22 protein-coding genes are annotated in these 24,902 nt (G+C 71.4%); 12 read left to right on the top strand and 10 right to left on the bottom strand.

Going from position 1 to position 24,902, the window contains the following annotated elements; genetic code table 11:
• The first annotated feature begins 6 nt into the window (after positions 1-6).
• From ABD466_RS01560 to ABD466_RS01550, 3 genes are all read left to right on the top strand, one after another.
• The gene (locus ABD466_RS01560; RefSeq protein ID WP_344655053.1) at positions 7-2,067 is read left to right on the top strand and encodes a phosphocholine-specific phospholipase C; all 2,061 of its coding nucleotides are present in this window, start codon (positions 7-9) and stop codon (positions 2,065-2,067) included.
• A gap of 123 nt (positions 2,068-2,190) precedes the next feature.
• Positions 2,191-2,517 carry a hypothetical protein gene (locus tag ABD466_RS01555; RefSeq protein WP_344655052.1) on the top strand — a complete coding sequence of 109 codons (327 nt, stop codon included), beginning with the start codon at positions 2,191-2,193 and terminating at the stop codon, positions 2,515-2,517.
• A 105-nt stretch (positions 2,518-2,622) separates the two neighbouring features.
• Positions 2,623-3,342 carry a hypothetical protein gene (locus ABD466_RS01550; protein ID WP_344655051.1) on the top strand — a complete coding sequence of 240 codons (720 nt, stop codon included), beginning with the start codon at positions 2,623-2,625 and terminating at the stop codon, positions 3,340-3,342.
• 594 nt (positions 3,343-3,936) lie between these two features.
• Here ABD466_RS01550 and ABD466_RS01545 read toward each other — a convergent pair.
• The 4 genes from ABD466_RS01545 to ABD466_RS01530 form a co-directional block, all read right to left on the bottom strand.
• A complete protein-coding gene (locus ABD466_RS01545) occupies positions 3,937-4,479 on the bottom strand; it encodes a hypothetical protein (RefSeq protein WP_344655050.1) in 543 nt (180 codons plus the stop codon).
• 414 nt (positions 4,480-4,893) lie between these two features.
• Positions 4,894-5,355, bottom strand: coding sequence for a hypothetical protein (locus ABD466_RS01540; protein WP_344655049.1), 462 nt, complete (start codon positions 5,353-5,355; stop codon positions 4,894-4,896).
• 71 nt (positions 5,356-5,426) lie between these two features.
• Positions 5,427-6,053 carry a hypothetical protein gene (locus ABD466_RS01535; RefSeq protein ID WP_344655048.1) on the bottom strand — a complete coding sequence of 209 codons (627 nt, stop codon included), beginning with the start codon at positions 6,051-6,053 and terminating at the stop codon, positions 5,427-5,429.
• 194 nt (positions 6,054-6,247) lie between these two features.
• Positions 6,248-7,258 carry an SMI1/KNR4 family protein gene (locus ABD466_RS01530; RefSeq protein ID WP_344655047.1) on the bottom strand — a complete coding sequence of 337 codons (1,011 nt, stop codon included), beginning with the start codon at positions 7,256-7,258 and terminating at the stop codon, positions 6,248-6,250.
• A gap of 271 nt (positions 7,259-7,529) precedes the next feature.
• Here ABD466_RS01530 and mfd point away from each other — a divergent pair, with 271 nt between their 5' ends.
• Positions 7,530-11,024 (top strand): transcription-repair coupling factor, encoded by a 3,495-nt coding sequence (gene mfd / locus ABD466_RS01525; protein WP_344655165.1) that lies wholly within the window; start codon positions 7,530-7,532, stop codon positions 11,022-11,024.
• Between the two features lie 35 nt (positions 11,025-11,059).
• Here the strand turns inward: mfd and ABD466_RS01520 are convergent, their stop codons facing one another.
• Complete coding sequence (locus tag ABD466_RS01520) at positions 11,060-11,659, bottom strand: CGNR zinc finger domain-containing protein (RefSeq protein WP_344655046.1); 600 nt, start codon at positions 11,657-11,659, stop codon at positions 11,060-11,062.
• 65 nt (positions 11,660-11,724) lie between these two features.
• Here ABD466_RS01520 and ABD466_RS01515 point away from each other — a divergent pair, with 65 nt between their 5' ends.
• Together ABD466_RS01515 and ABD466_RS01510 are read left to right on the top strand one after the other, a co-directional pair.
• Complete coding sequence (locus ABD466_RS01515; RefSeq protein ID WP_344655045.1) at positions 11,725-12,999, top strand: MFS transporter; 1,275 nt, start codon at positions 11,725-11,727, stop codon at positions 12,997-12,999.
• Between the two features lie 35 nt (positions 13,000-13,034).
• Complete coding sequence (locus tag ABD466_RS01510) at positions 13,035-13,790, top strand: hypothetical protein (protein ID WP_344655044.1); 756 nt, start codon at positions 13,035-13,037, stop codon at positions 13,788-13,790.
• Between the two features lie 12 nt (positions 13,791-13,802).
• Here the strand turns inward: ABD466_RS01510 and ABD466_RS01505 are convergent, their stop codons facing one another.
• Together ABD466_RS01505 and ABD466_RS01500 are read right to left on the bottom strand one after the other, a co-directional pair.
• On the bottom strand, positions 13,803-14,807 hold the full coding sequence (locus ABD466_RS01505; protein WP_344655043.1) for a glycoside hydrolase family 113 protein: 1,005 nt from the start codon (positions 14,805-14,807) through the stop codon (positions 13,803-13,805).
• A 46-nt stretch (positions 14,808-14,853) separates the two neighbouring features.
• On the bottom strand, positions 14,854-15,579 hold the full coding sequence (locus ABD466_RS01500; protein ID WP_344655042.1) for a VC0807 family protein: 726 nt from the start codon (positions 15,577-15,579) through the stop codon (positions 14,854-14,856).
• An 86-nt stretch (positions 15,580-15,665) separates the two neighbouring features.
• Between ABD466_RS01500 and ABD466_RS01495 the strand changes: the two genes are divergently transcribed.
• The 3 genes from ABD466_RS01495 to tatA all read left to right on the top strand — a co-directional run bounded on the left by ABD466_RS01495 (position 15,666) and on the right by tatA (position 17,737).
• Complete coding sequence (locus ABD466_RS01495; protein ID WP_344655041.1) at positions 15,666-16,334, top strand: TetR/AcrR family transcriptional regulator; 669 nt, start codon at positions 15,666-15,668, stop codon at positions 16,332-16,334.
• Positions 16,331-17,383: a nucleoside triphosphate pyrophosphohydrolase gene (locus ABD466_RS01490; protein ID WP_344655040.1), complete on the top strand. Its 1,053-nt coding sequence runs from the start codon at positions 16,331-16,333 to the stop codon at positions 17,381-17,383. Before ABD466_RS01495 ends, ABD466_RS01490 begins: the two co-directional genes overlap by 4 nt.
• A 90-nt stretch (positions 17,384-17,473) precedes the next feature.
• On the top strand, positions 17,474-17,737 hold the full coding sequence (gene tatA / locus ABD466_RS01485; RefSeq protein WP_344655039.1) for a Sec-independent protein translocase subunit TatA: 264 nt from the start codon (positions 17,474-17,476) through the stop codon (positions 17,735-17,737).
• A gap of 55 nt (positions 17,738-17,792) precedes the next feature.
• Here the strand turns inward: tatA and ABD466_RS01480 are convergent, their stop codons facing one another.
• Positions 17,793-18,722 carry a hypothetical protein gene (locus ABD466_RS01480; protein WP_344655038.1) on the bottom strand — a complete coding sequence of 310 codons (930 nt, stop codon included), beginning with the start codon at positions 18,720-18,722 and terminating at the stop codon, positions 17,793-17,795.
• A 385-nt stretch (positions 18,723-19,107) separates the two neighbouring features.
• Here ABD466_RS01480 and ABD466_RS01475 point away from each other — a divergent pair, with 385 nt between their 5' ends.
• On the top strand, positions 19,108-20,802 hold the full coding sequence (locus ABD466_RS01475) for a DUF885 domain-containing protein (protein WP_344655037.1): 1,695 nt from the start codon (positions 19,108-19,110) through the stop codon (positions 20,800-20,802).
• Between the two features lie 32 nt (positions 20,803-20,834).
• Here the strand turns inward: ABD466_RS01475 and ABD466_RS01470 are convergent, their stop codons facing one another.
• Both ABD466_RS01470 and ABD466_RS01465 read right to left on the bottom strand, forming a co-directional pair.
• Entirely contained in the window at positions 20,835-21,479 is a 645-nt protein-coding gene (locus tag ABD466_RS01470; protein ID WP_344655164.1) for a response regulator, read from the bottom strand.
• The gene (locus ABD466_RS01465) at positions 21,467-22,816 is read right to left on the bottom strand and encodes a sensor histidine kinase (protein ID WP_344655036.1); all 1,350 of its coding nucleotides are present in this window, start codon (positions 22,814-22,816) and stop codon (positions 21,467-21,469) included. Before ABD466_RS01465 ends, ABD466_RS01470 begins: the two co-directional genes overlap by 13 nt.
• A gap of 171 nt (positions 22,817-22,987) precedes the next feature.
• On the opposite strand from ABD466_RS01465, the gene eno reads away from it, so the two are divergent.
• Both eno and ABD466_RS01455 read left to right on the top strand, forming a co-directional pair.
• Positions 22,988-24,274: a phosphopyruvate hydratase gene (gene eno, locus ABD466_RS01460; RefSeq protein WP_344655035.1), complete on the top strand. Its 1,287-nt coding sequence runs from the start codon at positions 22,988-22,990 to the stop codon at positions 24,272-24,274.
• A 28-nt stretch (positions 24,275-24,302) separates the two neighbouring features.
• Complete coding sequence (locus ABD466_RS01455; protein WP_344655034.1) at positions 24,303-24,899, top strand: FtsB family cell division protein; 597 nt, start codon at positions 24,303-24,305, stop codon at positions 24,897-24,899.
• Positions 24,900-24,902 lie beyond the last annotated feature (3 nt).

Here is a 24,902-nt window from a genome sequence, read left to right as displayed (position 1 = left end):
GCTGTCATGACAGCCGTCAACCGCCGCCGTTTCCTCCAGATCACCGGAGGAACCGCCGCCGCCACCTCGCTGCCCATGCTCACCGCGAGCATCGCCCGAGCCGCCGCGGTGCAGCCGAACCGCCGCACCGGCACCATCCAGGACATCGAGCACGTGGTGATCCTCATGCAGGAGAACCGCAGCTTCGACCACTACTTCGGCACGCTCAAGGGCGTGCGCGGCTTCGGCGACCCGCGTCCGGCGAAACTGCCCGGCGGCAAGACCGTGTGGCACCAGACCGACGGCGCGGGCCACGAGTTCCTGCCGTGGCACCCGGACGGCGTGCCGGACCTCGGCCTGAAGTTCCTGGACGGCCTGGACCACAGCTGGAACGGCGGACACGCGGCCTGGAACCACGGGAACTACGACAAGTGGATCCCGGCCAAGGGCCCCGGCACGATGGCGCACTTCAAGCGGGACGACATCCCGTTCCACTTCGCGCTGGCCGACGCGTTCACCATCTGCGACGCGTACCACTGCTCGCTGATGACCTCGACCGACCCGAACCGCTACTACCTGTGGACCGGCTTCACCGGCAACGACGGCAAGGCCGGCGGTCCGGTGCTGAACAACGCCGAGGCCGGCTACGACTGGACCACCTACCCCGAGCGCCTGCAGGCCGCCGGGGTGTCCTGGAAGATCTACCAGGACATCGGCACGGGCCTGGACGCCGACGGCTCCTGGGGCTGGACCGACGACGCCTTCATCGGCAACTACGGCGACACCTCGGTGCTGTACTTCCACCAGTACCAGAACGCCAAGCCCGGCGACCCGCTGTACGACAACGCGCGCACCGGCACCAACGCCGCGGCCGGCCAGGGCTACTTCGAGGTGCTGGCCCAGGACGTGAAGAACGGCACGCTGCCGCAGGTCTCGTGGATCACCGCGCCGGAGGCCTTCAGCGAGCACCCGAACTGGCCGGTGAACTACGGGGCCTGGTACATCGCGCAGGTGCTGGACGTGCTCACCTCCGACCCGGAGCTGTGGGCCAAGACCGCGCTGTTCATCACCTACGACGAGAACGACGGCTTCTTCGACCACGTGGTCCCGCCGTTCGCACCCGGCGGCCCGGTCGGCGGCGCCTCCACCGCGGACGCCTCCACCGAGTACTTCCCCGGCGGCAACGGCTTCTCGGCCGGTTCCTACGGCCTCGGGCAGCGGGTGCCGATGTTCGTGGTGTCGCCGTGGAGCAAGGGCGGCTGGGTGAACTCCCAGACCTTCGACCACACCTCGGTGATCCAGTTCCTGGAGCAGCGCTTCGGGGTGCACGAGCCCAACATCTCGCCGTGGCGCCGCGCCGTGTGCGGCGACCTGACGAGCGCCTTCGACTTCGGCAAGCGGGAGACCGCGGTCCCGGCGCTGCCCTCGACCGGCGCCTACGTCCCGCCGGACCACGCCCGGCACGACAGCTACCCGGTGACCCTGCCGGCCAGCGCGGTCATGCCGAAGCAGGAGCCGGGCCGGCGCCCCGCCCGCGCGCTGCCGTACGACCTGGCGGCGGACGGCCGTCTCGCGGGCGGGGCGCTGACGGTCGCGTTCGCCAGCCACGGCCGGGCCGGCGCCAACTTCGTGGTCACCTCGGCCACCGACGCCACCGGCCCCTGGAGCTACACCGTGGGCGCCGGCCAGAGCCTCAGCGGCACCTGGAAGGTGGCCGGCGCCTACGAGTACGACGTCCGCGGCGCGAACGGCTTCCTGCGGGAGTTCAAGGGCGGCTCGGCGGCCGCGGGCCCGGAGGCCGTCGCCGTGCACGTCGGCGAGAGCCACGCGCTGAAGCTGACGCTCACCAACGCCGGCGACGCCGCCGTGACGCTGACCGTCACCGACGCGTACCGCGAAGACCGCCCGTCCACCCACCGTCTGCGCCCGGGCCAGCACGTCACGCACGTCGTGCACGCGCAGGCCTCCGGCGGCTGGTACGACGTGACCGTCACCTCCGACCGCGACGCGGCGTTCGTGCGCCGCTTCGCCGGGCACATCGAGGACGGCCGCCCGAGCGTCAGCGACCCGGCGATCATCACCGACTGACCCGGCTCCGCGAAGACGCGGCCGGCGGACCGTGGGGACGGTCCGCCGGCCGCGTGGCGTTCACGGGCGCTAACGGATTCCTTATTGATCGGGCGCCTACCCCGCTGCCGCGACGATCGAAGCATGAAGTCGCGAATCGCCTCGGCCCTGGCCGTCCTGGCCTGCGTCGCCGCCCTGAGCGCGTGCTCGGGCAAGAGCTCGTCCGGCACCGGCGGGACGTCGCCGGCCGGGGCGGGCGTCTCATCGTCCTCAGCCGGCAAGGCCGGCGCGGCTGCCCCCGCCGGCGCCGCCACGGGGACCTCCGGCTCGCGGGCCACCCCGGGCACCGACGCGCACAGCGTCCCGGGCGACCCCGACGGCGACCTGTCGTCGCTGGATCAGCAGCTGTCCGACATCGACGGCGCGTTGGGCTCGGCCGAACCGACGCACACCGCCGACGACAACGGCTGAGCGCCGAAGGCGGCACCCGGGCGGGGCCCGTATCCGGACCCGGGCTCGCGGCCCGAAGCGAAATCCGAAGCCGAATCCGCAACCGTATCCGTCAGGAGACCGATCATGTCCATCCGCACCCGTCTCAGCGCCGCCGCCCTCGGGGCCGTCTTCGCCGTCGGCGCCGCCGCACTGCCGGCGCACGCCGCCACCGGGACCGACGCCGCCGCGCTGACCAAGGCCAAGGCCGCCGTCACCGACGGCATCACCGACCGCCTGACCACGCTGACCGACCTGCAGGGCCGCCTGGCGGGCTACAAGGACATCCCGGACGCCGCCCGCGGCACCCTCACCTCGCTGCTGTCCTCCGACATCAGCGGCCTGACCGCGCTGAAGACCAAGGTGGCCGGGGAGACCACGGTGGCCGCGGTCCGCGCCGACGGCAAGTCGATGGTCGACGACTACCGCGTCTACATCCTGGTCGCACCGAAGGTGCACCTCACGCACGCGCTGTCCGCGGAGGGCGACGCGATCGTGAAGCTGACCAAGGTCCACGACGAACTGGCCGACCGCCTGGCGAAGGACCCGCAGGCCGACACCCAGGCGAACAAGGACCTGCTGGCCGACATCACCGTGCAGCTCAAGGCCGCCGGCTCGGCCGTGGACGGCAAGGACCAGGCGCTGCTCGGCCTGAAGCCCGGTCCGGACGGCAAGGCGCTGTCCGACGCGGTCAAGGCGATCAGCGGCTCGGCGAAGACCGCGCGCGACGACCTGCGTAAGGCGGTCGCCGACGCCAAGAAGGTCCGGGACGCGCTCAAGGACACGAAGAGCGGCGGCCAGGGCTGATCCGGACCGTCGGCGCGCCGGGTCGGGACGCCCGGCACGCCGACGGTGGTCGGTTCGCGGGCCGGCAGCCTTGTCCGAGGGCTGACGTGGCTGACCGGATCGAGCCGACCGAGCCGACCGAGCCGACCGAGCCGACCGAGCTGACTGGGCTGACTGGGCTGGCCGAGCTGACTGGGCTGGCCGAGCTGACCGAGCTGACCGGGCCGACTGAGCCGACTGAGCTGCCCGGCCCGACTGCCCGGCCCGACTGCCCGGCCCGACCGGGCCGATCGAGCGTCGACCGAAGCACCGACCGCCCTCGGGGCGCTGACCGAAGCGCTGACCGAAGCGCCGACCGAAGCGCCGACCGAAGCGCTGACCGAAGCGCCGACCGAAGCGCCGACCGGAGGTGGTTCTGGGGGCCGATTCCGATCCGGCCGGCTCCGGCGGGCGTCCGTCCGCGGTGATCGCGCGGGCGGGCGTCCGGGGAGAGAGATATCTGAAGAGGTGCAGGCGAAAGGCCCCGCAGGTCGAGTTCCGCGGGGCCTTTCGTGTCTGGCTGTTCCGTGGTCCGGCTGTCACTCCGAAGAGTTATGCCGGACTACGTGCCGGGCCTCAGCCGAGGTCCAGGCCGCCCTTGCCCAGGATGCCGGTCGAGCCGATCAGGCCGCCCGCGCCCGCACCCGCGCCGGCGTTCTGCGAGCCCGCGCCGTCGGCGGTGTTGTGCGAGCTGGTGCTGTCGCCCGCGCCCACGCTGCCGTGGCTGTTGTTGCCGGCCTGCGACGAGCCCTGGTTCGAGGTGCAGGAGTAGTCGTAGGTGTTGGTGGTGACGTTGCCGTTGGCCAGAACGTTCAGGTTCGGGTTCTGCAGCAGGTGGTTCAGGTTCACGCCGAACGGCACGAGGCCGATCAGACCCTCGACGTTCAGGTCGTTCAGCGGCTGGTCCACCAGGCAGCCCAGGTTCGGGGCCACGTTGACGTTGTTCAGCGCGTTCACCGGGATGACGCCGCCCTGGCCGACGCCGTTGTCGCCGACCTCGTGGTGCTCGGCGCCGCCGTTCCAGGCGGTGTCGGCCGCGGCGGAGGCCATGCCGGCGCCGCCCATGACACCCGCGCTCGCCAGGACGGCGACAACGGTGGCGTGCTTCAGAAATGCCATGTTGATCGTTCTTTCTTGTCGATGTGGATCGGTGTTTTCCGACAGGCGCGGATGCCTATGGTCGGTCACCCTGTCGCCCTTGAACCATACTGCAATTCGCAGAGAGTCGTATAACTGACAACGACGCCATGCGGATAAAGACACTGACGGGTGATTGATCAGACGATATTCTTTGTGTCATCCACCGTCTGAACGCGGCGTTCGAGCTGGTCAAACACTATGTCGAACGCTGTGCCGACAGCTCTTCGTCGCGGATTTCGACGATGCCGGGCGTCACCGACGGACTATATCCCATCTTCCACGGCGCACCGGCGAACCCGTCATCCCGGCGACCGTTTCCAATTGTGGTGACCAACCAGTCCTGCTATCAGTGGAACTGTTTTCCCGCCGCGGTGCGGACGTCCGATCGCCCGGTCAGTAGGTGACCTGGACGCCCGCGACCGAGAAGCCGCGCAGCGCCGAGACCGGCCCCTTCGCGTCCGGGGTGCCGCACGGTGCTCCCGGACCGGAGCCCGGCAGCCCGTCCAGCGCGATCGGTGCCAGGCACAGACCGTCCAGGACGTGCGTCCCGCCGTCGGCGCGCACGGGCTTGCGGTCGCAGGCCCGTGCGGCCGTCGGAAGGATCGCCGACGTCACCGGTCCGGACCAGCTCAGGGGGCTGATGCACCAGTTGTCGGCGACGTCCAGGTCGTCGTCGATGCCGAAGATCCCCGGCGGCGGGGCGGTCGGGGGGACGCCCGCCGCCGCCCGGACGGCCGGCGGCACCCGGGCGGCGTGCGGGGCCGTGGCGGCCGCGGCGGTGCCGGCCGAGGCCAGACCTCCGCCGAGGGTCGCCGCGGTCGTCGCCGCCACCGTCAGGATCGCGCGGGAAGGCATCTTCCACTCCCTTGACGTCGGATGACGAGAACCGGCCCCGGACGCCGGATCCGTCATCGGGTCATCGCTGGTTAGAGCAGGCCGCCGAGGGCGTCGCCGAGGATCGGCAGGCCACCCGCCACGGGCGCGGCGGCTTCGGGCTTGGCCATGGGCGCGACGGCCTCAGGCTTCGCCATGGGCGCGACGGCTTCGGGCTTCGCCATGGGCGCGACGGTCTCGGGCTTCGCCATGGGCGCGGCGGCTTCGGGCTTCGCCATGGGCGCGGCGGTCTCGGGCTTGGCCATCGCCTGGAGGTCTTCACCGGGCGGGCAGTGCGTCACCGGCGGGGGCGGAGGCGGGCAGGGGCGGTGCGGCGGCGGGGGCATGTGCGGCTTGCAGGCGTCGTCACAGTCCGGCTTGCCGACCGGCTCGTGGCCGCCCATCGCGGGGTGGCTGTCGTTGCAGCTCATCGCCGGCGCGGACCAGTGGTCGACCAGAGCGGAGAACGCGCCGACGCACCAGTTGTCGTCCAGGTCGGTGTCGTGCAGGCCGACGTGGATCGAGCCGTGGTTGGTGATGCAGGCCGCGTCGACCTTCACCGCGCTCGCCGGGGCGGCGCACCAGTTGTGCGAGCTGCTGGCCTGCGCGGACCCGCCGGCCGCGACCACCGCGGCACCGGAGGACAAGGCCAAAGCGGCGAAGGACAGGATCTTTCGCATCGCCGACTCCTCTCATCGTGTTCGGAAGGGGGGAACGGCCCTTCAACGCGATGAGAGATCAGCAGGTCACGCAGGACACGGCATTCGGGTGGCGTGGACCCGGACAGAACAAAAAGCCCCGGTGCGGCTGATATCAGAGGACTGACGAACCGCACGGTCCGGCCGTGCCCGGCGGTCCCGCCGGGCGCCCCGGCCTACTGCCCCGGGGCCTTCAGCGCGGCCGGCAGCGCCGCCCCCAGGTGCTCCACGTCGGTGACCGCCTTGGCGTGCCCGGAGTCCACCGCCGAGCGGGCGATGTCGACGATCTGCTGGGGCAGCGCGACCAGGTGGCGGGCGAAGTCGTCGAAGTCGTTGCCGACCTTCTTCAGCAGCTCCGCGCACACGCTGACGGCGTCGCGGCTCTCGGAGTCGCGCGGGTCGTCGTCGTCGAACAGCCAGACCGAGCCGGGGTCGGTGCCGCGGATCTTCAGCGCCAGCATGCCGCCCTGCACGTAGCCGATGCCGAGGAACTCCTCGGTGAACCGGTCGTACAGCGCCTGGTTCGCGTACACCAGGTCCTGGTGCGGGTCCTCGCGGCGCAGGCCGAACAGCCACTGGTCGGCGATGAAGCCGCCGGCCAGGTTCACCGCCGGGCTGATCGGCCGGCCGCCGTCGGTGCCGGCCAGGAACCGCCGGTAGGACGGCGGCAGCGGGAAGCCCAGGTGCTGCTCCAGCTGCTTCATCGCCTCCTCCGGCACCGAGCCGCTGCGCTCGAAGGCCACCGGCTCCAGCATGCCCTCGGTGAACAGGCCGGAGCGGTTGCGGTCGGCCTTCAGCGTGGCCATGCCGCCGTGGTGCCGGAAGGCGCCGTGCAGCTCGACCGGCACGCAGTGCAGCATCCGCGACTCGGCGGCGTGCGCCCAGGTCCAGCCCTGCGGGGTGGCGGTGCTCGGCCGGCCCTCCCACAGCGGGTCGCCGGTGCCGGCCGCCAGCAGGTTGGCGGCGATGGTGTCGGTGACCCGGATCTCGTCCACGGACAGGCCGGAGGGCGGGTCGGCGATCTGCACGGTGTGCCGTGCGTAGACCGCGAACTCCGGGTATCCGTGCATGGTCAGGTAGATGCCGTGCGGGAACTTGCGGTCGAGTTCGGGGTCGCTGAACTCGATGATCCGTCCGGCGAACTGGCCGTTCGGTATGCCGTGCCGCTGTGCGGATGCCTGTGCCATGTGAGGTCTCGCTCCGGCCTTCATTTCTGTAGGGTCCGGGTAGAAAGGTACCGGCTCCGTCGGGCCTGCGGGTATGGAGCCTGCGCACGTCGATCGCCCTGGGCGAGGTTCGTCCCGGAAAATCCCGAAATGCCGGCGAGCGCCGGGGCGTACCCTGGAGACATCCCGGTGCCGGTTCTCGGCCCGGGCTGTTCGTCGTGCGCGAAGGGTGGCTTCTGTGAGCCTGTCCGGACTTCTTGACGTCGTATCCCGGGACCGGGGGGTCGCCGCGCTGCTGGAAGCCGGCGCGACCGCCGGCCGCACCTCCTTCGATCTGGCCGCGCCCCGCTCGGTGCGGCCGTTCGCGCTGGCCGCGCTGGCCCGGGCCCGGGCCGCGGCCGGCCGGCCGGTGCTGGCCGTCACCGCGACCGGCCGTGAGGCCGAGGACCTGGCCGCGGCGCTGCGGAGCCTGCTGGATCCGGACACGGTCGTGGACTTCCCGGCCTGGGAGACGCTGCCGCACGAGCGCCTCTCGCCGCGCAGCGACACCGTCGGCCGCCGGCTGGCGGTGCTGCGCCGCCTGGTGCACCCGGACGCCGCCACCGAGGGCGCCGGCCCGGTCCAGGTGGTGGTGGCGCCGATCCGCTCGGTGCTCCAGCCGCAGGTGAAGGGGCTGGCCGAGCTGGTGCCGGTGGCGGCCCGGACCGGTGACGAGATCGACCTGGACGATCTGGTGAACCGGCTCGCGGCGGCCGCCTACACCCGCACCGACCTGGTGGAGAAACGGGGCGAGTTCGCCGTGCGCGGCGGCATCGTCGACGTCTTCCCGCCCACCGAGGAACACCCGCTGCGGCTGGAGTTCTGGGGCGACTCGATCGAGGAGATCCGGTACTTCAAGGTCGCCGACCAGCGCTCGCTGGAGGTGGCCGAGCACGGCCTGTGGGCCCCGCCGTGCCGCGAGCTGCTGCTCACCGACGAGGTCCGCAAGCGGGCCGCGGCGCTGATGGAGGACCACCCGGAGCTGGCCGACATCCTCGGCAAGGTGTCCGAGGGCGTCGGCGTGGAGGGCATGGAGTCGCTGGCCCCGGCGCTGGTCGACGAGATGGAGCTGCTGATCGACCTGCTGCCGGCCGGCTCGCCGGTGGTGCTGTGCGACCCCGAGCGGATCCGGACCCGGGCCGCCGACCTGGTCGCCACCTCCGCCGAGTTCCTGGACGCCTCCTGGGCCGCCACGGCCGGCGGCGGCCGGACGCCGATCGACCTCGGCGCGGCCTCGCTGCAGGACCTGGCCGCGGTCCGGGAGCACGCCATCACGCTGAACCTGCCCTGGTGGTCGCTGACGCCGTTCGCGCCGGACCTGGAGCTGCTGCCCGGGGAGGACCAGACCGAGGTCAGCCCGATCCGGGACACCGAACAGTACGGCGGCGACACCGGCCGGGCGCTGGCCGACATCAGGGCCCGTATCTCAGAGGGCTGGCGGGTGGTGCTGGTCACCGAGGGGCACGGTTCGGCCGAGCGCCTGGTGGAGGTGCTCAGGGGCGCCGACATCGGCGCCCGGTACGTCCCGGAGCTCACCGGCCCCCCGGACCCGGCGCTGGCCACCGTCGCCACCGCCACCGTCGAGCACGGCTTCACCGCCCCCGAGCTCAAGCTCGAGGTCCTCACCGAGCAGGACATCTCCGGGCAGCGCGTCGGCACCAAGGACATGTCGCGCATGCCCTCGCGGCGCCGCAACGTCATCGACCCGCTGCAGCTCAAGGCCGGCGACCCGGTCGTGCACGAGCAGCACGGCGTGGGCCGCTACGTGGAGATGGCGCAGCGCACCGTGGCCGGCGCCACCCGCGAGTACCTGGTCATCGAGTACGCCGCGGCCAAGCGCGGCCAGCCCGGCGACCGGCTGTTCGTGCCCACCGACCAGCTGGACCAGGTGACCAAGTACGTCGGCGGCGAGGCGCCCTCGCTGCACCGTCTGGGCGGCGCGGACTGGCAGAAGGCGAAGTCGCGGGCCCGCAAGGCGGTCAAGCAGATCGCCGGGGACCTGGTCCGGCTGTACAGCGCGCGGATGGCCGCGCCCGGGCACGCCTTCGCGCCGGACACGCCCTGGCAGCGGGAGCTGGAGGACGCCTTCCCGTACGTGGAGACGCCGGACCAGCTGGCGTGCATCGACGAGGTGAAGGGCGACATGGAGAAGCCGGTCCCGATGGACCGGCTGATCTGCGGCGACGTCGGCTACGGCAAGACCGAGATCGCGGTCCGCGCGGCCTTCAAGGCGGTGCAGGACGGCAAGCAGGTGGCGGTGCTGGTGCCGACCACGCTGCTGGTGCAGCAGCACTTCTCCACCTTCGCCGAGCGCTACTCGCAGTTCCCGATCACCCTCAAGGGCCTGTCCCGGTTCCAGACCGACAAGGAGGCCGAGGAAGTGCTGCGGGGCGTTGCCGAAGGCTCGGTCGACGTGGTCATCGGCACCCACCGGCTGCTGGCCAACTCGGTGAAGTTCAAGCGCCTGGGCCTGGTGATCGTCGACGAGGAGCAGCGCTTCGGCGTCGAGCACAAGGAGCAGCTGAAGCAGACCCGGGCCAACGTGGACGTGCTGACCATGTCCGCGACCCCCATCCCGCGGACGCTGGAGATGGCCGTCACCGGCATCCGCGAGATGTCGACGATCCAGACGCCGCCGGAGGAGCGGCATCCGGTGCTCACGTTCGTCGGGCCGTACGAGGAGAAGCAGATCGCCGCCGCGATCCGCCGCGAGCTGCTGCGCGAAGGCCAGGCGTTCTACATCCACAACCGGGTGGAGTCGATCGACCGCGCGGCCTCGCGGCTGCGCGCGCTGGTGCCCGAGGCGCGGATCGCCACCGCGCACGGGCAGATGAACGAGCACGTGCTGGAGAAGCTGATCGTCGACTTCTGGAACAAGGAGTTCGACGTGCTGGTGTGCACCACGATCGTGGAGTCCGGCATCGACATCTCCAACGCCAACACCCTGATCGTCGAGCGCGCCGACAACTTCGGCCTGTCGCAGCTGCACCAGCTGCGCGGCCGCGTCGGCCGGGGGCGCGAGCGGGCGTACGCGTACTTCACGTACCCGCCGGAGAAGCCGCTGACCGAGACCGCGCACGAGCGGCTCGCGACCATCGCCCAGCACACCGACCTGGGCGCCGGCATGTACGTGGCGATGAAGGACCTGGAGATCCGCGGCGCCGGCAACCTGCTCGGCGGCGAGCAGTCCGGCCACATCGAGGGCGTCGGCTTCGACCTGTACATCCGCATGGTCGGCGAGGCGGTCGAGCAGTACCGCGCGCAGGCCGAGGGACGCGAGGTCGAGGAACCGGTGGAGATCCGCGTGGACCTGCCGGTTGACGCGCACCTGCCGCACGACTACATCCCCGGCGAGCGGCTGCGGCTGGAGGCGTACAAGCGGATCGCGGGCGCCGCGACGCACGAGGCGCTGGCCGAGGTCCGGCAGGAGTTCGTGGACCGCTACGGGCGCTTTCCACAGCCTGTGGAGAACCTGCTCGCGGTGGCGGCGTTCCGGATCGACGCCCGCGCGGCCGGGCTGGCCGAGATCGCGGTGCAGGGCAACTTCGTGAAGTTCGGGCCGGTGAGGCTGCGCGAGTCGCAGGAGATGCGGCTCCTGCGGCTGTACCCGAAGACCCTGGTGAAGGCCGCGACCGAGACGATGCTGGTGCCGAAGCCGATGACCGCGCGGGTCGGGGGACAGCCGTTGCGGGACCAGGAGCTGCTGGGGTGGGCGCGGGACCTGATCGACGCCGTGCTCAAGATGTAGGTCCCGGGGATCAGGGCTTCGCGGCGGCGGTCCGCTCAGGGCTTCGCGGCGGCGGTCCGCCTGGCGCGGAACGCCGCCGCCTTCACCCGGCTCTGGCAGGGTGCCGAGCAGAACTGACGGACCGAGTTCTTCGACATGTCGACGTAGACGCGGTCGCAGTGCGGCGCCCGGCACACGCCGAGGCGCCCGGCCAGTTCGCTGCCGACCGCGAGGGCCAGCGCGGTGGCGCAGCCGGCGGTCCATCCGATCGCGTAGGAGTCGTCGGAGCCGTGGAAGTGCACCGCCCACGGCTCGCCGGGCACCCGGTCGAGCTGCGGCCGGGCCCCGGTCTCCCGCAGCAGCCGGTTCACGGCCTCGGCGGCGTCGTCGACGCGGCCGTCCTCCATCGCCTCGAACACGCCGCGCATCACCCCGGCGGCGTGGGCGAGGAGCTCCGCGTCCTGGTCCGGCAGGAACTCGGGCAGTCTCCGCGCGGTCTCGGGCACGGCACGGCGCGCCCCGGCGGGCAGGTCGGTGCCGTGCGGCGCCGTGTACGGCCTGCCGCGCCGCTCACCGTCGGTGAGCTCGTTGACGAAGGACACCGCCGCGTCCAGCAGCAGCTCCACGTGACTATCGAACAGCACTTGACTGGTCACTTCCGTCGCGCCTACCGTGATGTGACCAACCATAGTCGATTCATCGGTCACGCGAGGGGGGTGTGATGGCGGGACGGCTGCCGACCGCGGTGCGGGTGCTGATCCTGGCGCGCGCGGTCAACCAGCTCGGCGGGTTCTCGCTGGCGTTCCTGACGGTGCTGCTGGCCGACGACTTCGGGGCGGGCCTGACGCTCGCGGGCGTGGTCTCGGCGGCGTTCGGCCTGGCGACGATCCCGAGCCGGCTCCTCGGCGGGCGCCTGGCCGACGGCTGGGGCCGGCGGCGCACGATCGTGGCCGGCCTGCTCGGCTGCGCGGCGGCGCAGCTCGGTCTCGCGGCCGCCCCGGACCTCCTCACCGCGACGCTCTGCGCGATCCTGCTCGGCCTGGCCTTCGAGCTCTTCGAACCGCCGAGCCAGTCCCTCATCGCCGACGCGGTCCCGGCCCGCGACCGCGCCTCCGCGTTCGGGCTGCTCACCACCGCGATCGCCGTCGGCAGTCTCGGCGCCGGCCTGATCGCCGACGTCGTCGGACGCTGGAGTCTGCGCTGGCTGTTCGTCGCCGACGCCGCGACCGGGATCGCGTGCGCGATGATCGTCCTGATCGCCTTGGCGCCCGACGCGCCCGACGCGCCCGACGCGCCCGACGCGCCCGACGCGCCCGACGCGCCCGGCCGGCGAGGGGCCGAGCGGCCGCCGGTGCCGGCCTCGGCTCCCTGGCGCGACCGGGCCCTCCTCGCCGTCACCGCGTCCGGAACCGTCTTCGCCCTGATCTCGATGCTGGTCCTGGTCGCTTTGCCGATCTCCCTGGGCGAGGTCGGCCTCAGGCCCTCCGACGCGGGGCTGATCATGGCCGTTTCCACCGCGACCCTCGTCCTGGTCCGTCCGCTCCTGCGGACCGCTCTGTTGAGCGATCTCTCGCACCCGGCCACTTTCATCCTCGGCTACACGCTGATGGGCGCCGGGCTTCTCGGCTACGCGTTCGCGCACACGCTTCCCACCCTCGGCGCGCCGACCGCTCTGTACAGCGTCGGCAATCTCCTCGTGATGGGCCGGTCCTTCGCGCTCGTCAGCGAGCTGGCCCCGCCCGCGGCCTCCGCGCGCTACCTCGCGGTCTACGGACTCAGCTGGGGCGTCGCCACCTTGCTGGCCCCGCTCGCCGCCACCTGGCTGATCGGCGTGTCGGGCGTGGCGTCGCTGTGGGCTGTGACGGCCGGTCTGTGCGGGGTCATGGTCGTGGTGCAGCCCGGATTGGCGCGCCGTGTCGGCGGGGGTGGGGATGATCTTGGTGTGATCCACTCCACAAACGCTGTGGCGGAACGCTACGATGCGGTGTCGATCTGAGTCGATCTGATCTGCCGCCAGGAAGGTTCAGCACCGTGATCCAGGCCCGCTCCGTCCGTCTCGCCGCCGTCGTCGTCCTCGGTGGGGCCGTCGCGCTCGCCACCACCGCGTGCGGCGGTCCGATGCAGGCCGGGGCCGCGGCCGTGGTCGAGGGCCAGCGGACCACCGACCGCCAGGTGCAGAGCCAGGTGGAGGGATTCGTGTCGCTGCTCGTGGACAACCATGCGGCGCAGGAGTCCGTGTTCACCACCAGCGCGCGTTCCGTTGTGGCCAAGTCCCAGGTCAGCCATCTGGTGGACGAGGCGGTGTGGCAGCGGGCCGCCGACGACCTCGGCCTGACCGTCGGCCCGGACGCCGACGCCCAGAAGCGCGCCGCTTTGGTGACGGCGGCGCGCCAGGAGCTGCCTTCGAGGTTCCCGAACTTCCACGGCAGCGACAACGAGGCGGTGGCGCTGTACGACGCCCTGTCCCAGAACTCTTACATCGTGGCCCCGAGCGGCGTGCCGGCCTACGTCCACTACAAGGCGCTGTACGACTCGGTCATCGCCGGCCAGGCCGCCAAGCTCCACGTGCCGTCGGACCTGACCGTGCCGAGCACCGGCCCGCAGCTCCGGCAGGCGCTGGTCGAGACGCTGACCAAGGCGGCGAAGGAGATCGACGTCAAGGTCTCGCCGCGCTACGGCTCGTACGACAGCGGCTCCGGCCAGGTGGTCGCCGCCGCGACCTCGTGGATCCGCCCCACCAAGGAGCAGCTCGCCGACGCGATGGCGCAGATGCAGCAGGCGCAGTGAGCAGCCTGATTCTCAGGAGGCCGCGTACCGTTCCGCGATCGCACGGAACACCTTCTTCGGCTCCCAGTTCAGCTCCGGCGCGTCCGGCCCGGTCATCTTGACCGTGCCGTACGCCGCCAGGTCCAGGTCCTTGCGCGGGTCCCCGGCGTCGTGCCGGGCCTGATACGTCGCGAACGTGAACCAGAAGGCGCTGTCGAACCCGGTCTCCTCGAACACGTCGAAGAGCTCCGTGAAGTATCGGGCCTGCTCGTCCTCGTCGCGCAGGTAGTCGCCGGCGACGACCGGCGGCTCCTCGGAGTGGTCGAGGATCGCCCAGCCCATCCCGCCGCGGTCACCCGCGCCGACGTACGTGGTGCACCCGTACTCGGTGGCCACGACCGGCTTGCCGTGCTTGAAGAACTCCTTGACGTGCTCGCGGTACGAGTCCCGGTTGCCCGCGTCGCGGTAGGCGTCCACGGCGACGAAGTCGAACGGCGTCCAGTCGATGTACTCCCACGGCCCGGCGGCGTAGGTGACCTTGCCGTGGAAGTGCTCGCGCACCACCGCGGCGGCCTCGGCCAGGTACGCGTTCAGCCTTCCCAGGATGACCGGGAACTGGCTCCACAGCGCGGGCCCGCCGGTGCTGAGCGTATTGATGCGGGCGTAGGAGTCGTCGCCGTCGAAGTAGCCGGGGCAGAACAGCGAGGTCTCGCAACCGGCCACGAACACCACCTCGGTACCGGCGGCGCGGATCGCCTCGGCGCGCCGGGCGCAGTCGGCGAGGTACTCCAGCAGGTCCCCGCGAGTCATCTCGCAGGGGAACGGCGCGAACCACACCTCCAGGCCGGCCTCGGCCGCCGCCCGGGCCGCCGCCTCCAGCCGATCCGGTACCGCGCCGGAGATCCGGACCGCGGTGCAGTGCAGGTCGTCCGCGATGATCCGCAGCTCCTTGCGCGCGGTCTCGGGAAGGAAGTCGGGGCGGGAGTCGGTGCCCCCGGGGAAGAAGCCGGTGTCGTAGTTGACGCCCTTGCCGCGCATGGTGTGCCCTCCGTGGAGTCCGGGATGTCAGACGCGATATATCGTATCAGTGGTCTGCGGTCTCGGCGGCGATCAGCTTCTCCAGCGGCTCGACCGCCGCGCCGCCCAGGACGCACGCCCCGCCGATCGCCGCCATCAGCAGGACGGTGCCCAGCCAGGCCATCGTCGACGGCGCCAGCGTGAACGCCCCGATCAAGCGGGCCACGCACTCGGTGAGCAGCGCGGCGCCCCAGATCAGGCTGTAAAGGTTCTCCTTCGCCCGGAACGCCGGGTCGTCCTTCAGGGCCTCCCACGCGGCCACCCGCTCCGCCTTCCCCTTGGTGATGAACGGCTTCAGCCCCGCGGTCATCATCGGCTTGCCGGACCGCACGGACCACAGGATCCCGAGCGCGATCAGGCTGCTGACCGCCGAGTCCTTGGCGATCATCAACCGGGCGTCGCCCGAGACGAAGGTGAGTCCGATCGCCGCCAGGTTCACCGTCAGCATCAGGGTCGCCAGGGCGTTGGCCTCCCGCTTGGCCAGGAAGCCGACGACGGTGCGGACGGCCGGCACCACGCTCGTGACCGCCAGCGCCGTGACCGTGGCGACGCCGAACCCGGCGTGCAGCAGGTAGTAGCCGCCGAGCGGGACCGCCACGTCGATGGCCAGCGGGGCCAGCGTCTGCTTCAACGGGTGTGCGGTGTCGGCGGTGGCGGTGGCGGTGGCGGTGGCGGTGGCCGTGGCTGCGCCGGCGGTGGCGTGGGTGGCGGTGACTTCCGTGGTGGTGGTCATGGCGGATCCTCCCCGAAGACGTCCTGCTTAGGTCGGACCTAACTTTAGGTTGGACCAACTTGATAGGTCAAGCCTAAGATTGATGCATGGAGACGACCAGGACGACCGAGAGCACGACCGGCCTCCGGGAGCGCAAGAAGCGGCAGACCCGCGAGGAGATCTCAGCCGTGGCCACAGCGCTGTTCGCCGAACGCGGTTTCGAGCAGGTGACCATCGCCGACGTGGCCGCGGCCGCCGGCGTCGCCAAGATGACGGTCACCAACCACTTCCCGCTCAAGGAGGACCTGGTCTTCGACCGTGCCGAGCACATCGTCCGCGGCCTGGCCGACGCCGTCGCCGAACGGCCCCGGGGCGAACCCGTGCTCGCGGCCGCGCGCCGCTACTTCGCCGCGTCGCTGGCGGCCGGCGACCCCACCCTCGGCCACCTCGGCGCCTCCTTCGCCCGCATGGTCGAGGCCAGCCCGGCCCTGGTCGCCCGCGAGCGGCAGATCCAGGACCAGCGCATCGAGGCGCTCGCCGAAGTGCTCGTCGCCCAGGCCCGGCCCGACGAGGAACTGGCCGCCCGGGTGATCGCGGCCCAGATCGGCGGCACCTACCGGGTCCTGTACTTCACGGCCCGCCGCATGCTGCTGAACGGCATGCCGGCGCCGGAACTCGCCGACGCCCTCGGCCGCGCCGCGCACCGCGCCTTCGACCTGCTGACCGCGGACCTCAGCGGCTTCGATCCCCGCCCCCGCCTACGATCTACCTCATGACGGAAGCCCCGGACCCGGAAACCGCCGGCCGCATCGTGTTCCTCGCCACCTCCCCGCGCGTCGCGCTCGGCCTGTTGTCGTGGCCGGCGTGGGAGGCGCTGCGAGCGGCCGACGTCGTCTTCGCCGGCGACTCCGGCCACCCGCAGCTGCCCTACGTGGAGCAGGCCACCGGAGCCGTCGTGGCGCTGCCGGACCACAGCCCGGCGATGGCCGCCGAGCGCCTGCTGGAGGCCGTCACGCCGGCGCGCACCGTCGTCTGGCTCACCGAGGACGAGGAGTACGACGGCGAACTCGCCGTGGCCCTCGGCAACCGCCTGGTGGGGGCCCGGCCGGCGGCCCTGCCCGAGATCGAGGTCCTGCCCGGCTCCTACGACCTGCCCGGCGCCCGGCTGCTGGACCTGGTGGACGTCATGAACCGGCTGCGCTCCCCGGGCGGCTGCCCCTGGGACGCCGAGCAGACCCACGCCTCGCTCGTGAAGTACCTCCTCGAAGAGGCCTACGAGACCGTCGAGACGATCGAGGACGGCGACCCCATGACGCCCGGCCCCGGCCGCGACGCGCTGCGTGAGGAGCTCGGCGACGTCCTGCTCCAAGTGATGTTCCACTCCCGCATCGCCGAGGAGCACGACGAGGACCCGTTCTCGATCGACGACGTCGCGGACGGCATCGTCGCCAAGCTGATCCGCCGCCACCCGCACGTGTTCGGGGACGTCGAGGCGCCCACCGCCGAGCACGTCGCCGCGAACTGGGAAGTCATCAAGGCCGAGGAGAAGAAGCGCGGCTCGGTGACCGAGGGCGTGCCGATGACACAGCCGGCGCTGGCGCTCGCCGCGAAACTCGCGGCCAAAGCGCGCAAAGCGGATCTCGCGGTGCCGGCCGGCCCCGTCCCGGATCTCCCGGACACCGCCGATGAACTGGGCGAACGCCTGCTGTCGCTGGCCGTCGCCGCCTCCGCCGCGGGATGGGATCCGGAGGAAGCTTTGCGGACGGCCGCACGAAGGTACCGTAACCGGATCATTACGGCCGAGGAGGAGCTAGCCAGGGGGTAGGGGTGCCGGGTTACTCTGAGCGTGGTAGGCGAAGCGGACCGGCCGACTTCTCCTCATGACTTGTTCCTGACCGGGAGAAGAGAATCCACTATGTTTGGCGAACTCCAGCCGTGGCACCTGATCGTGCTGCTCGTCGTCCTGTTCCTGCTGTTCGGCGCGAAGCGGATGCCTGACATGGCGCGCTCCGTCGGCCAGTCGCTGCGCATCTTCAAGTCCGAGATGCGGCAGGGCCAGAAGGAGACCGAGGAGGTCGTCCAGCAGGCCCGTGAGGCCGCGACCGTGACCCCCGCCGTGGAGAACACCACGACCGCCCCGGTCGCCGACGCGGCCCAGAAGCAGCAGCACACCAGCTGAGCTTCCCCGATCCGTTCGAGCGAGGCGGCCCCTTCGGGGACCGCCTCGCTTCGTCTCACTGACCGGGCAGCGTGTTCTGGAACGCCCCGTCGGCGGCGGCGTTCAGCCAGTCCTTCTGGCTGTCGTCGTTACGCAGGTCGGCGTAGACCGCGGTGGTGATCAGCAGGTAGCGGTGGAAGTTGCCGAACTTGCCCTCGCGCGTGACGTTGCCGGCCTTGGCCAGCTTGGTGCACGCGTCCGCGCCCGGCTGCCCGGCCGGCGGGCACCACTGGTTGTAGTCGCCGGTGTGCGCCGCGCTCAGCTTCTGGTAGACCTTCTGCGCCGTCGCCGCGTCCGGGTAGGGGATGATCATCGCGCTGACGATGATCCGGTTGTCCGGGTCGGTCCAGGACGCCGCCATGAACTCGGTGCACTTGGCCGACTTCACGATCGGCTCCACCACCGCGTCCCCGACCTTGTCGCACGGCTTGGGCCCGGCGGCCTTCAGCGTGTAGACGACCTTCTTACTGTCGGTGAAGGTGGTGGACACCATCCCGGCCTGGGTGAAGGGCGTCTTGTCGGTGGAGTCCTTGTCCAGGTTCGCCCCGCCCGGCGCGGCGGCCGAGGACGGCGGCGCGGCCGGCGTGGCGGAGCTGGACGCCGAACTGGACGCCGAGCTGGTGTAGCTGTTGTCCGGGAACGAACTCGCGGTCTGCTCCGGAGTGGCCGCCGACGTCGTCGCCGCGGTGGTGCCGGAGTTCTTCGCCTTGTCGTCCTTCTTGTCGTCGCTGCCGTTCGTCATGAAGTAGATCGCCGCGGCGACGCCCACGATGGCTACCGTGCCCAGGACGATGAACAGGATGTTGCGGCGGCTGCCCTTGGCCGGCGGCGGTCCCGCGGGCATCTGCTGCCCCGGCATCTGCGGGGGAGTGAACTGCGGCGGCGCCGGCGGCTGGCCTCCGAATCCGGGGTACTGGGCCACGCCGCTGTTGGAGGGCGGCGGCATCTGCGGCGAGTACTGCTGCGGCGGCTGCTGAGGATAAGGCGGCTGCTGCGGCGGCTGCTGAGGATAAGGCGGCTGCTGCGGCGGTTGCTGCTGGGGCGGGACCTGGGGCCCCCACCCGGGCTGTATATGGGTCTCCCAGGGCGGCTGCTCCGACGCAGCCGACGGCATGGAAGGACCCTGGTTCCGACCCCCACCTTGCTGCGGCGCTTGCTGCGGCGGCTGCGGCTGTTGTTGGGGGGGCTGGGGTGGTGTCCCCCACCCGGGCTGTATATGGGTCTCCCAAGGTGGCTGCTCCGACATAGCCGACAGCATAGGGAGTGCAGATGACTTAAGTGGAGGCCCTGTGCCGAATCCACTAATGAACACCTCGGCTATGGTCGAAACCATGGCCGATACCCCTGACATCGCCTTCGAGCGGCTCGCCGCCACCATCCTGGACGGCTTCTGGTTCCACTACCCGGACTGGGCCAGCACCCTCGGTCTCCACGAGCACGACGCGCGGCTCTCCGACCGTTCCGCCGAAGGCCTGGCCGCGGAGTCAGCGTGGCTGGCCGAGCGTGCGGCGGAGCTCGCCGAGGTCGACATCGCGCAGCTGTCCGTGCAGAACCGCGTGGACGCCGCGATCCTGGCCACCAGGCTGCGCATGATGCGGTTCTTCCTCGACGACCTGCACGAGTACGAGTGGAACCCCGCGGAGGCCAACCCGGGTGTCGCCCTCTACACGCTGCTGGCCCGCGACTACGCTCCGGTGGCCACTCGCCTCACCGCCTTCGCCGGGCGTCTGCGGCAAGTCCCCGCCGCGCTTACGGCGAATCGCGTATTGCTCGCGGGCAAACAGCTGTCGCGGATCCACCTGGAGCTCGCCATCGGCCAGTTCGAGGGCACGGTCGACCTGCTCGGCGGCGAACTCGAAGCGGCGCTGGAGGAGGCCGAGGAGGTGCGCCCGGCCATCGACGCGGTCCGTCCGGCCGCGCTGGAGGCGCTGCGCGACCACATCGCGTGGCTCAAGGAGCGCCTGGCCGCCGGCGACGCGGGGGAGGAGGATTTCCGCGACCCGCGCATCGGCGCCGAGCTGTTCGCCCGCAAGCTGTCGCTGCACCTGGACGCCGAGGCCGACGCCGCCGCGATCCTGGCCCGCGCCGAGGCTGATCTGGAGCGGGTGACCGAGGAGATCACGCAGGCCGCGGCCGACTACGAGGGTGTCGCGGTGCCCGAGGACGCCGCCGAGCGCTCCGCGCTGGTCCGCAGGGTCCTGAACCGCCTGGCCGAGGCCGTCCCGGACGACGACACCGTCCTGGAGTACGCGCGCTCGGCCGTCCTCGAGCAGATCGCCTTCGTCCGCGGCCACGACTTGATGACCGTGTACGACGACCCGTACGAGGTCGTCGCGATGCCGGAGGTCCACCGCGGGGTGGCGGTCGCGTACTGCGACCCGCCGGGGCCGCTGGAGCCGGCCGAGGCCGGGGTGCAGACCATCCTGGCGATCTCCCCGACCCCGGAGGACTGGACCCAGGAGCGCGTCGACTCCTTCTTCCGCGAGTACAACCTGCACATGGTCCACAATCTGATGGTCCACGAGGCGATGCCTGGCCACCTGCTCCAGCTGCAGCACTCCCAGCGCTTCGAGTCGCCGACGCCGATCCGCGCCGCCCTGTGGTCCGGCTCCTTCGTGGAGGGCTGGGCGGTCTACGCCGAGGAGTTGATGGCCCGCCACGGCTACCCCGGCGCCGGCGACCCCGCCGGCGTCCGCCTGCAGCAGCTGAAGATGCAGCTCCGCATGATCATCAACACCATCCTGGACGGCCGCGTCCACGGCCACGGCATGACCGAGGACGAGGCCATGGCCCTGATGATGGACCGCGGCTTCCAGGAGGAGGGCGAGGCGGCCGGCAAGTGGCGCCGCGCGCTGCTCAGCAGTGCGCAGCTGTCCACGTACTACGTCGGCTACACCGAGGTCTCGGACCTGGTGCGCGATCTGCGGGCGGCGCACCCCGACTGGACGGAGCGGCAGCTGCACGACGCCGTCCTGGGCCATGGCTCCCCGGCGGTGCGGTACCTCAGGGAACTGTTGGCCCTGTAGGGGACTGAGGACTGCGAACCGCGGCCAGCCGCCTACACGTTCAGGTAGCGGAGGACCGCCATCACCCGGCGGTGGTCCTCCGCCGCCGGCGTGAGGTCGAGCTTGGTGAAGATGCTCGACGTGTGTTTCTCCACCGCCTTCTCGGTGACGAACAGCGACGCCGCGATCGCCGAGTTGGAGCGCCCCTCCGCCATCAGCGAGAGGACCTCCCGCTCGCGAGGCGTCAGCGTCTCCAGCGGGTCGTTCTTCTTGCGCCGCCCCAGTAGCTGCGCCACGACCTCCGGGTCCAGCGCGGTCCCCCCGGCGGCCACCCGCTTGAGCGCGTCGACGAACTCCTCGACCTCCGCGACCCGCTCCTTGAGCAGATAGCCGAGACCGTTGGCGCTGCTGGAGAAGAGCTCCTGCGCGTACGCGGCCTCCACCGCCTGGCTGAAGACCAGGATGGCCATGTCCGGGTACTCGGCCCGGACCTCCACCGCGGCCCGCAGGCCTTCGTCCGTGAACGTCGGGGGCATCCGCACGTCGGCGACGATCACGTCCGGCCGGTACGCCGAGGCGGCCTCCACCATCCCCTTGCCGTCGTCGACCTTCGCCACGACGTCGAACCCGGAGTCGGCCAGCAGCCGCGCCAGCCCCTCACGCAGCAGGACCGCGTCTTCGGCGATCAGGACACGGATGGGATCTCGCACGGAATCTCCATGATGATCTGGGTCGGCCCACCGACCGGGCTGCTCACCGACAGGATGCCATCCAGCGGGGCGATCCGGTCGCCGAGCCCGGCCAGCCCCCCGCCGGCGTTCGCCTCGGCCCCGCCGACGCCGTTGTCACCCACGATCATGCGCAGGGATCCGGCCCGGTACCCCAGGTCGATCCACGCCCGCGAAGCCTGCGAGTGCTTGGCCATGTTCGCCAGCGCCTCCGACGCCACGAAGTAGGCGGCCGACTCCACCTCGGGCGACGGACGCCCGGGAAGGCCGCCGTCCACCTCCACCGGGATCGGCGACCGTCCGGCCAGCGCCGACAGCGCGGCGTCCAGCCCCCGGTCGGTGAGCACCGCGGGATGGATGCCCCGCGCCAGATCGCGCAGCTCGGTCAGCGCCAGCTTCACGCCCTCGTGCGCCTCGGCGACCAGCCGGGCGGCCGCCTCGGAGTCGGCCTCGTTCCCCGACTTCAGCTTCGATTTGGCCATGCCGAGATCCATGGCCAGGGCGACCAACCGCTGCTGCGCGCCGTCGTGCAGGTCCCGCTCGATCCGCCGCCGCTCCGCCTCGGCGGCGCTGACGGCCTGGCGCCGCGTGGTGCGCAGGTCCTCCTCCCGCCGGTCCAGCTCCGGTCGCGTGAGCCCGAGGAGCCCGCGCCCGATCCCGGTCTGCGCGCGCGTCGCCAGCTCCAGGAGCACCGGACCCACGAACCACGCGAACAGGAACCCGATCCCCGCGTAGGCGAGTACCGCGGGCAACGTGCTGACGTAGAACTCGCTGCCGTTCATGTGCGTCACCGGGATGCGGTGATGCGGCAGGTAGCGGTACCAGAACGGCACGGAGACGGAGCCCAGCACCATGGCCCAGGTGACGACGACGATGACGAACCAGGCCAGTCCCAGCGCGGCGGCGAGCAGCAGGTGCACCAGATCCCGCCACGTGGCGGGATCGGTGACGTAGGCGAGCAGCCGGGGACCCAGCTTCCCCTTCGGCCGTGCGGTCCGGTAGGGCGTGGGGACCTGCTCCCCCGTCAGGTCCAGGATCCGCCGCCGGGCCCGCTGACTGAACGCCCGCAGCAGCACCATCGCCAGCAGCAGCACCGGCAGGCCGGCCACCACCAGCAGCAGGGCCGACCCGACCGACACGGTGATGATCATCGCCAACAGCAGGGGAAAGGCCTGCAGGAAGGACGCCAGCAGATACCCCTGCTGCCGCAGCGCCCGCCCGGTGAACGGCCCTCGGAGCAGGACTCCCGGCCCGACCTCCGGCGCCCCGCTCCGCGCTGTGCGGCCCGCGCCCGCCCTGCTCCCCATAGTCGTGATCATAGGTCCAGGATGAGCGAAGCCTGCCGGGATTCCGATGGGGGTGGCCCTACCGTTCGGGGGGTGGGTGGCCCCGCGGGGCGCTGAGACACTCCAAGATCTCTTCCCTGCGCCGAGATATCCTCATCCCGACACTAAAATCCCCTGAAGGAGAGATGCGACGTGGCGTCCATCGAAGCCATCAACGCCCGGGAGATCCTGGACTCGCGCGGCAACCCCACCGTCGAGGTCGAGGTCCTCCTCGAAGACGGCAGCTTCGCCCGCGCGGCGGTCCCCTCCGGCGCCTCCACCGGCGCCTTCGAGGCCGTCGAGCTCCGCGACGGCGACACCGCGCGCTACGGCGGCAAGGGCGTGGAGAACGCCGTGCAGGGTGTGCTCGACGAGATCTACCCGGCGGTCGTCGGGGAGGACGCCTCCGACCAGCGGCTGATCGACCAGGCGATGATCGACCTGGACGCCACGCCGAACAAGGCGCGGCTCGGAGCGAACGCCATCCTCGGCGTGTCGCTGGCCGTGGCCAAGGCCGCCGCGGACTCGGCCGAGCTGCCGCTGTTCCGCTACCTCGGCGGGCCGAACGCGCACACGCTCCCCGTGCCGATGATGAACATCCTGAACGGCGGGGCGCACGCCGACTCCAACGTCGACATCCAGGAGTTCATGATCGCCCCGATCGGGGCCGGCAGCTTCCGCGAGGCGCTGCGCTGGGGCGCGGAGGTCTACCACGCGCTGAAGTCCGTCCTCAAGGAGCAGGGCCTGAACACCGGCCTGGGCGACGAGGGCGGCTTCGCCCCCGACCTGCCGTCCAACCGGGACGCGCTGGACCTGATCCTGGTCGCCATCGACAAGGCCGGCTACGTCCCGGGCCGGGACATCGCGCTCGCGCTCGACGTCGCCGCCACCGAGTTCCACAAGGACGGCGCCTACGAGTTCGAGGGCAAGTCCCGCTCGGCCGCCGAGATGATCGACTACTACGCCGAGCTGGTCAACGCCTACCCGCTGGTCTCCATCGAGGACCCGCTGGACGAGCAGGACTGGGACGGCTGGAAGGAGATCACCGACCGCCTCGGCGCCCGCGTCCAGCTGGTCGGCGACGACCTGTTCGTCACCAACCCGGAGCGCCTGGCCCGCGGCATCGCCGGCGGCCAGGCCAACGCGCTGCTGGTGAAGGTGAACCAGATCGGCACCCTGACCGAGACGTTCGACGCCGTGCAGCTCGCCCACCGCAACGGCTACCGCTGCATGATGTCGCACCGCTCCGGCGAGACCGAGGACACCACGATCGCCGACCTGGCCGTCGCGGTGGACTGCGGCCAGATCAAGACCGGCGCCCCGGCCCGCTCGGACCGCGTCGCCAAGTACAACCAGCTGCTGCGCATCGAGGAGGAGCTGGACGACGCCGCGCGCTACGCCGGCCGCTCGGCGTTCCCGCGGTTCCAGTACGAGGGCTGACCGGCCCGACGGGGTATCGTCGTCACTCATGAGATCGGAGGCCGAGGGCACCGGACCTCGGCGCTTGAGCGCGGTCCCGACGCAGCGGCAGGACGCTGCGTCGGGACCGTCGCGCTCGGGCGAGGAGGGCGGCGGCGGCAAGGGCTCCGGCCCGCGGCCTCCCGTGAAGCGCCGCACCCGCTACACGGCCCGCGCCGCGGTCCTCCTTCTGGTGTTCTGCGCGCTGGTCCTGGCCCTGGCGTACCCGCTCCAGCAGTATTTCTCGCAAAGCTCACAGATCGACAAGCTGAAGAAGCAGAACGCGGAGAAGCGCCTCCAGGTCGCACAGCTCCGTCAGGAACTGGACCGCTGGCAGGACCCGGACTACGTCCGCATCCAGGCGCGCAGCCGGCTCCACTACGTCCTGCCCGGTGAGACCGGACTGCGCCTGCTCGGCTCCGGTGACGCCGCGACGGGTGTCCAGAACCCGACGTCAACTCAGAACGAGAGCCCGGACGCCTGGTACTCCCAGCTGTGGACTTCGGTGACGTCGGCGGCGACGACGCCTTCAAGCTCGACAGCGCCGACAGCGCCGACAGCGCCGACAGCGCCGACGACGTCGCCATCGCCGGCCACCAAGCACTGAAGC

Source organism: Catenulispora subtropica, from assembly GCF_039531675.1.
In the GTDB taxonomy this organism is placed as follows: Bacteria; Actinomycetota; Actinomycetes; order Streptomycetales; family Catenulisporaceae; genus Catenulispora; species Catenulispora subtropica.
This window is presented reverse-complemented; position numbering and strand designations above follow the sequence as displayed.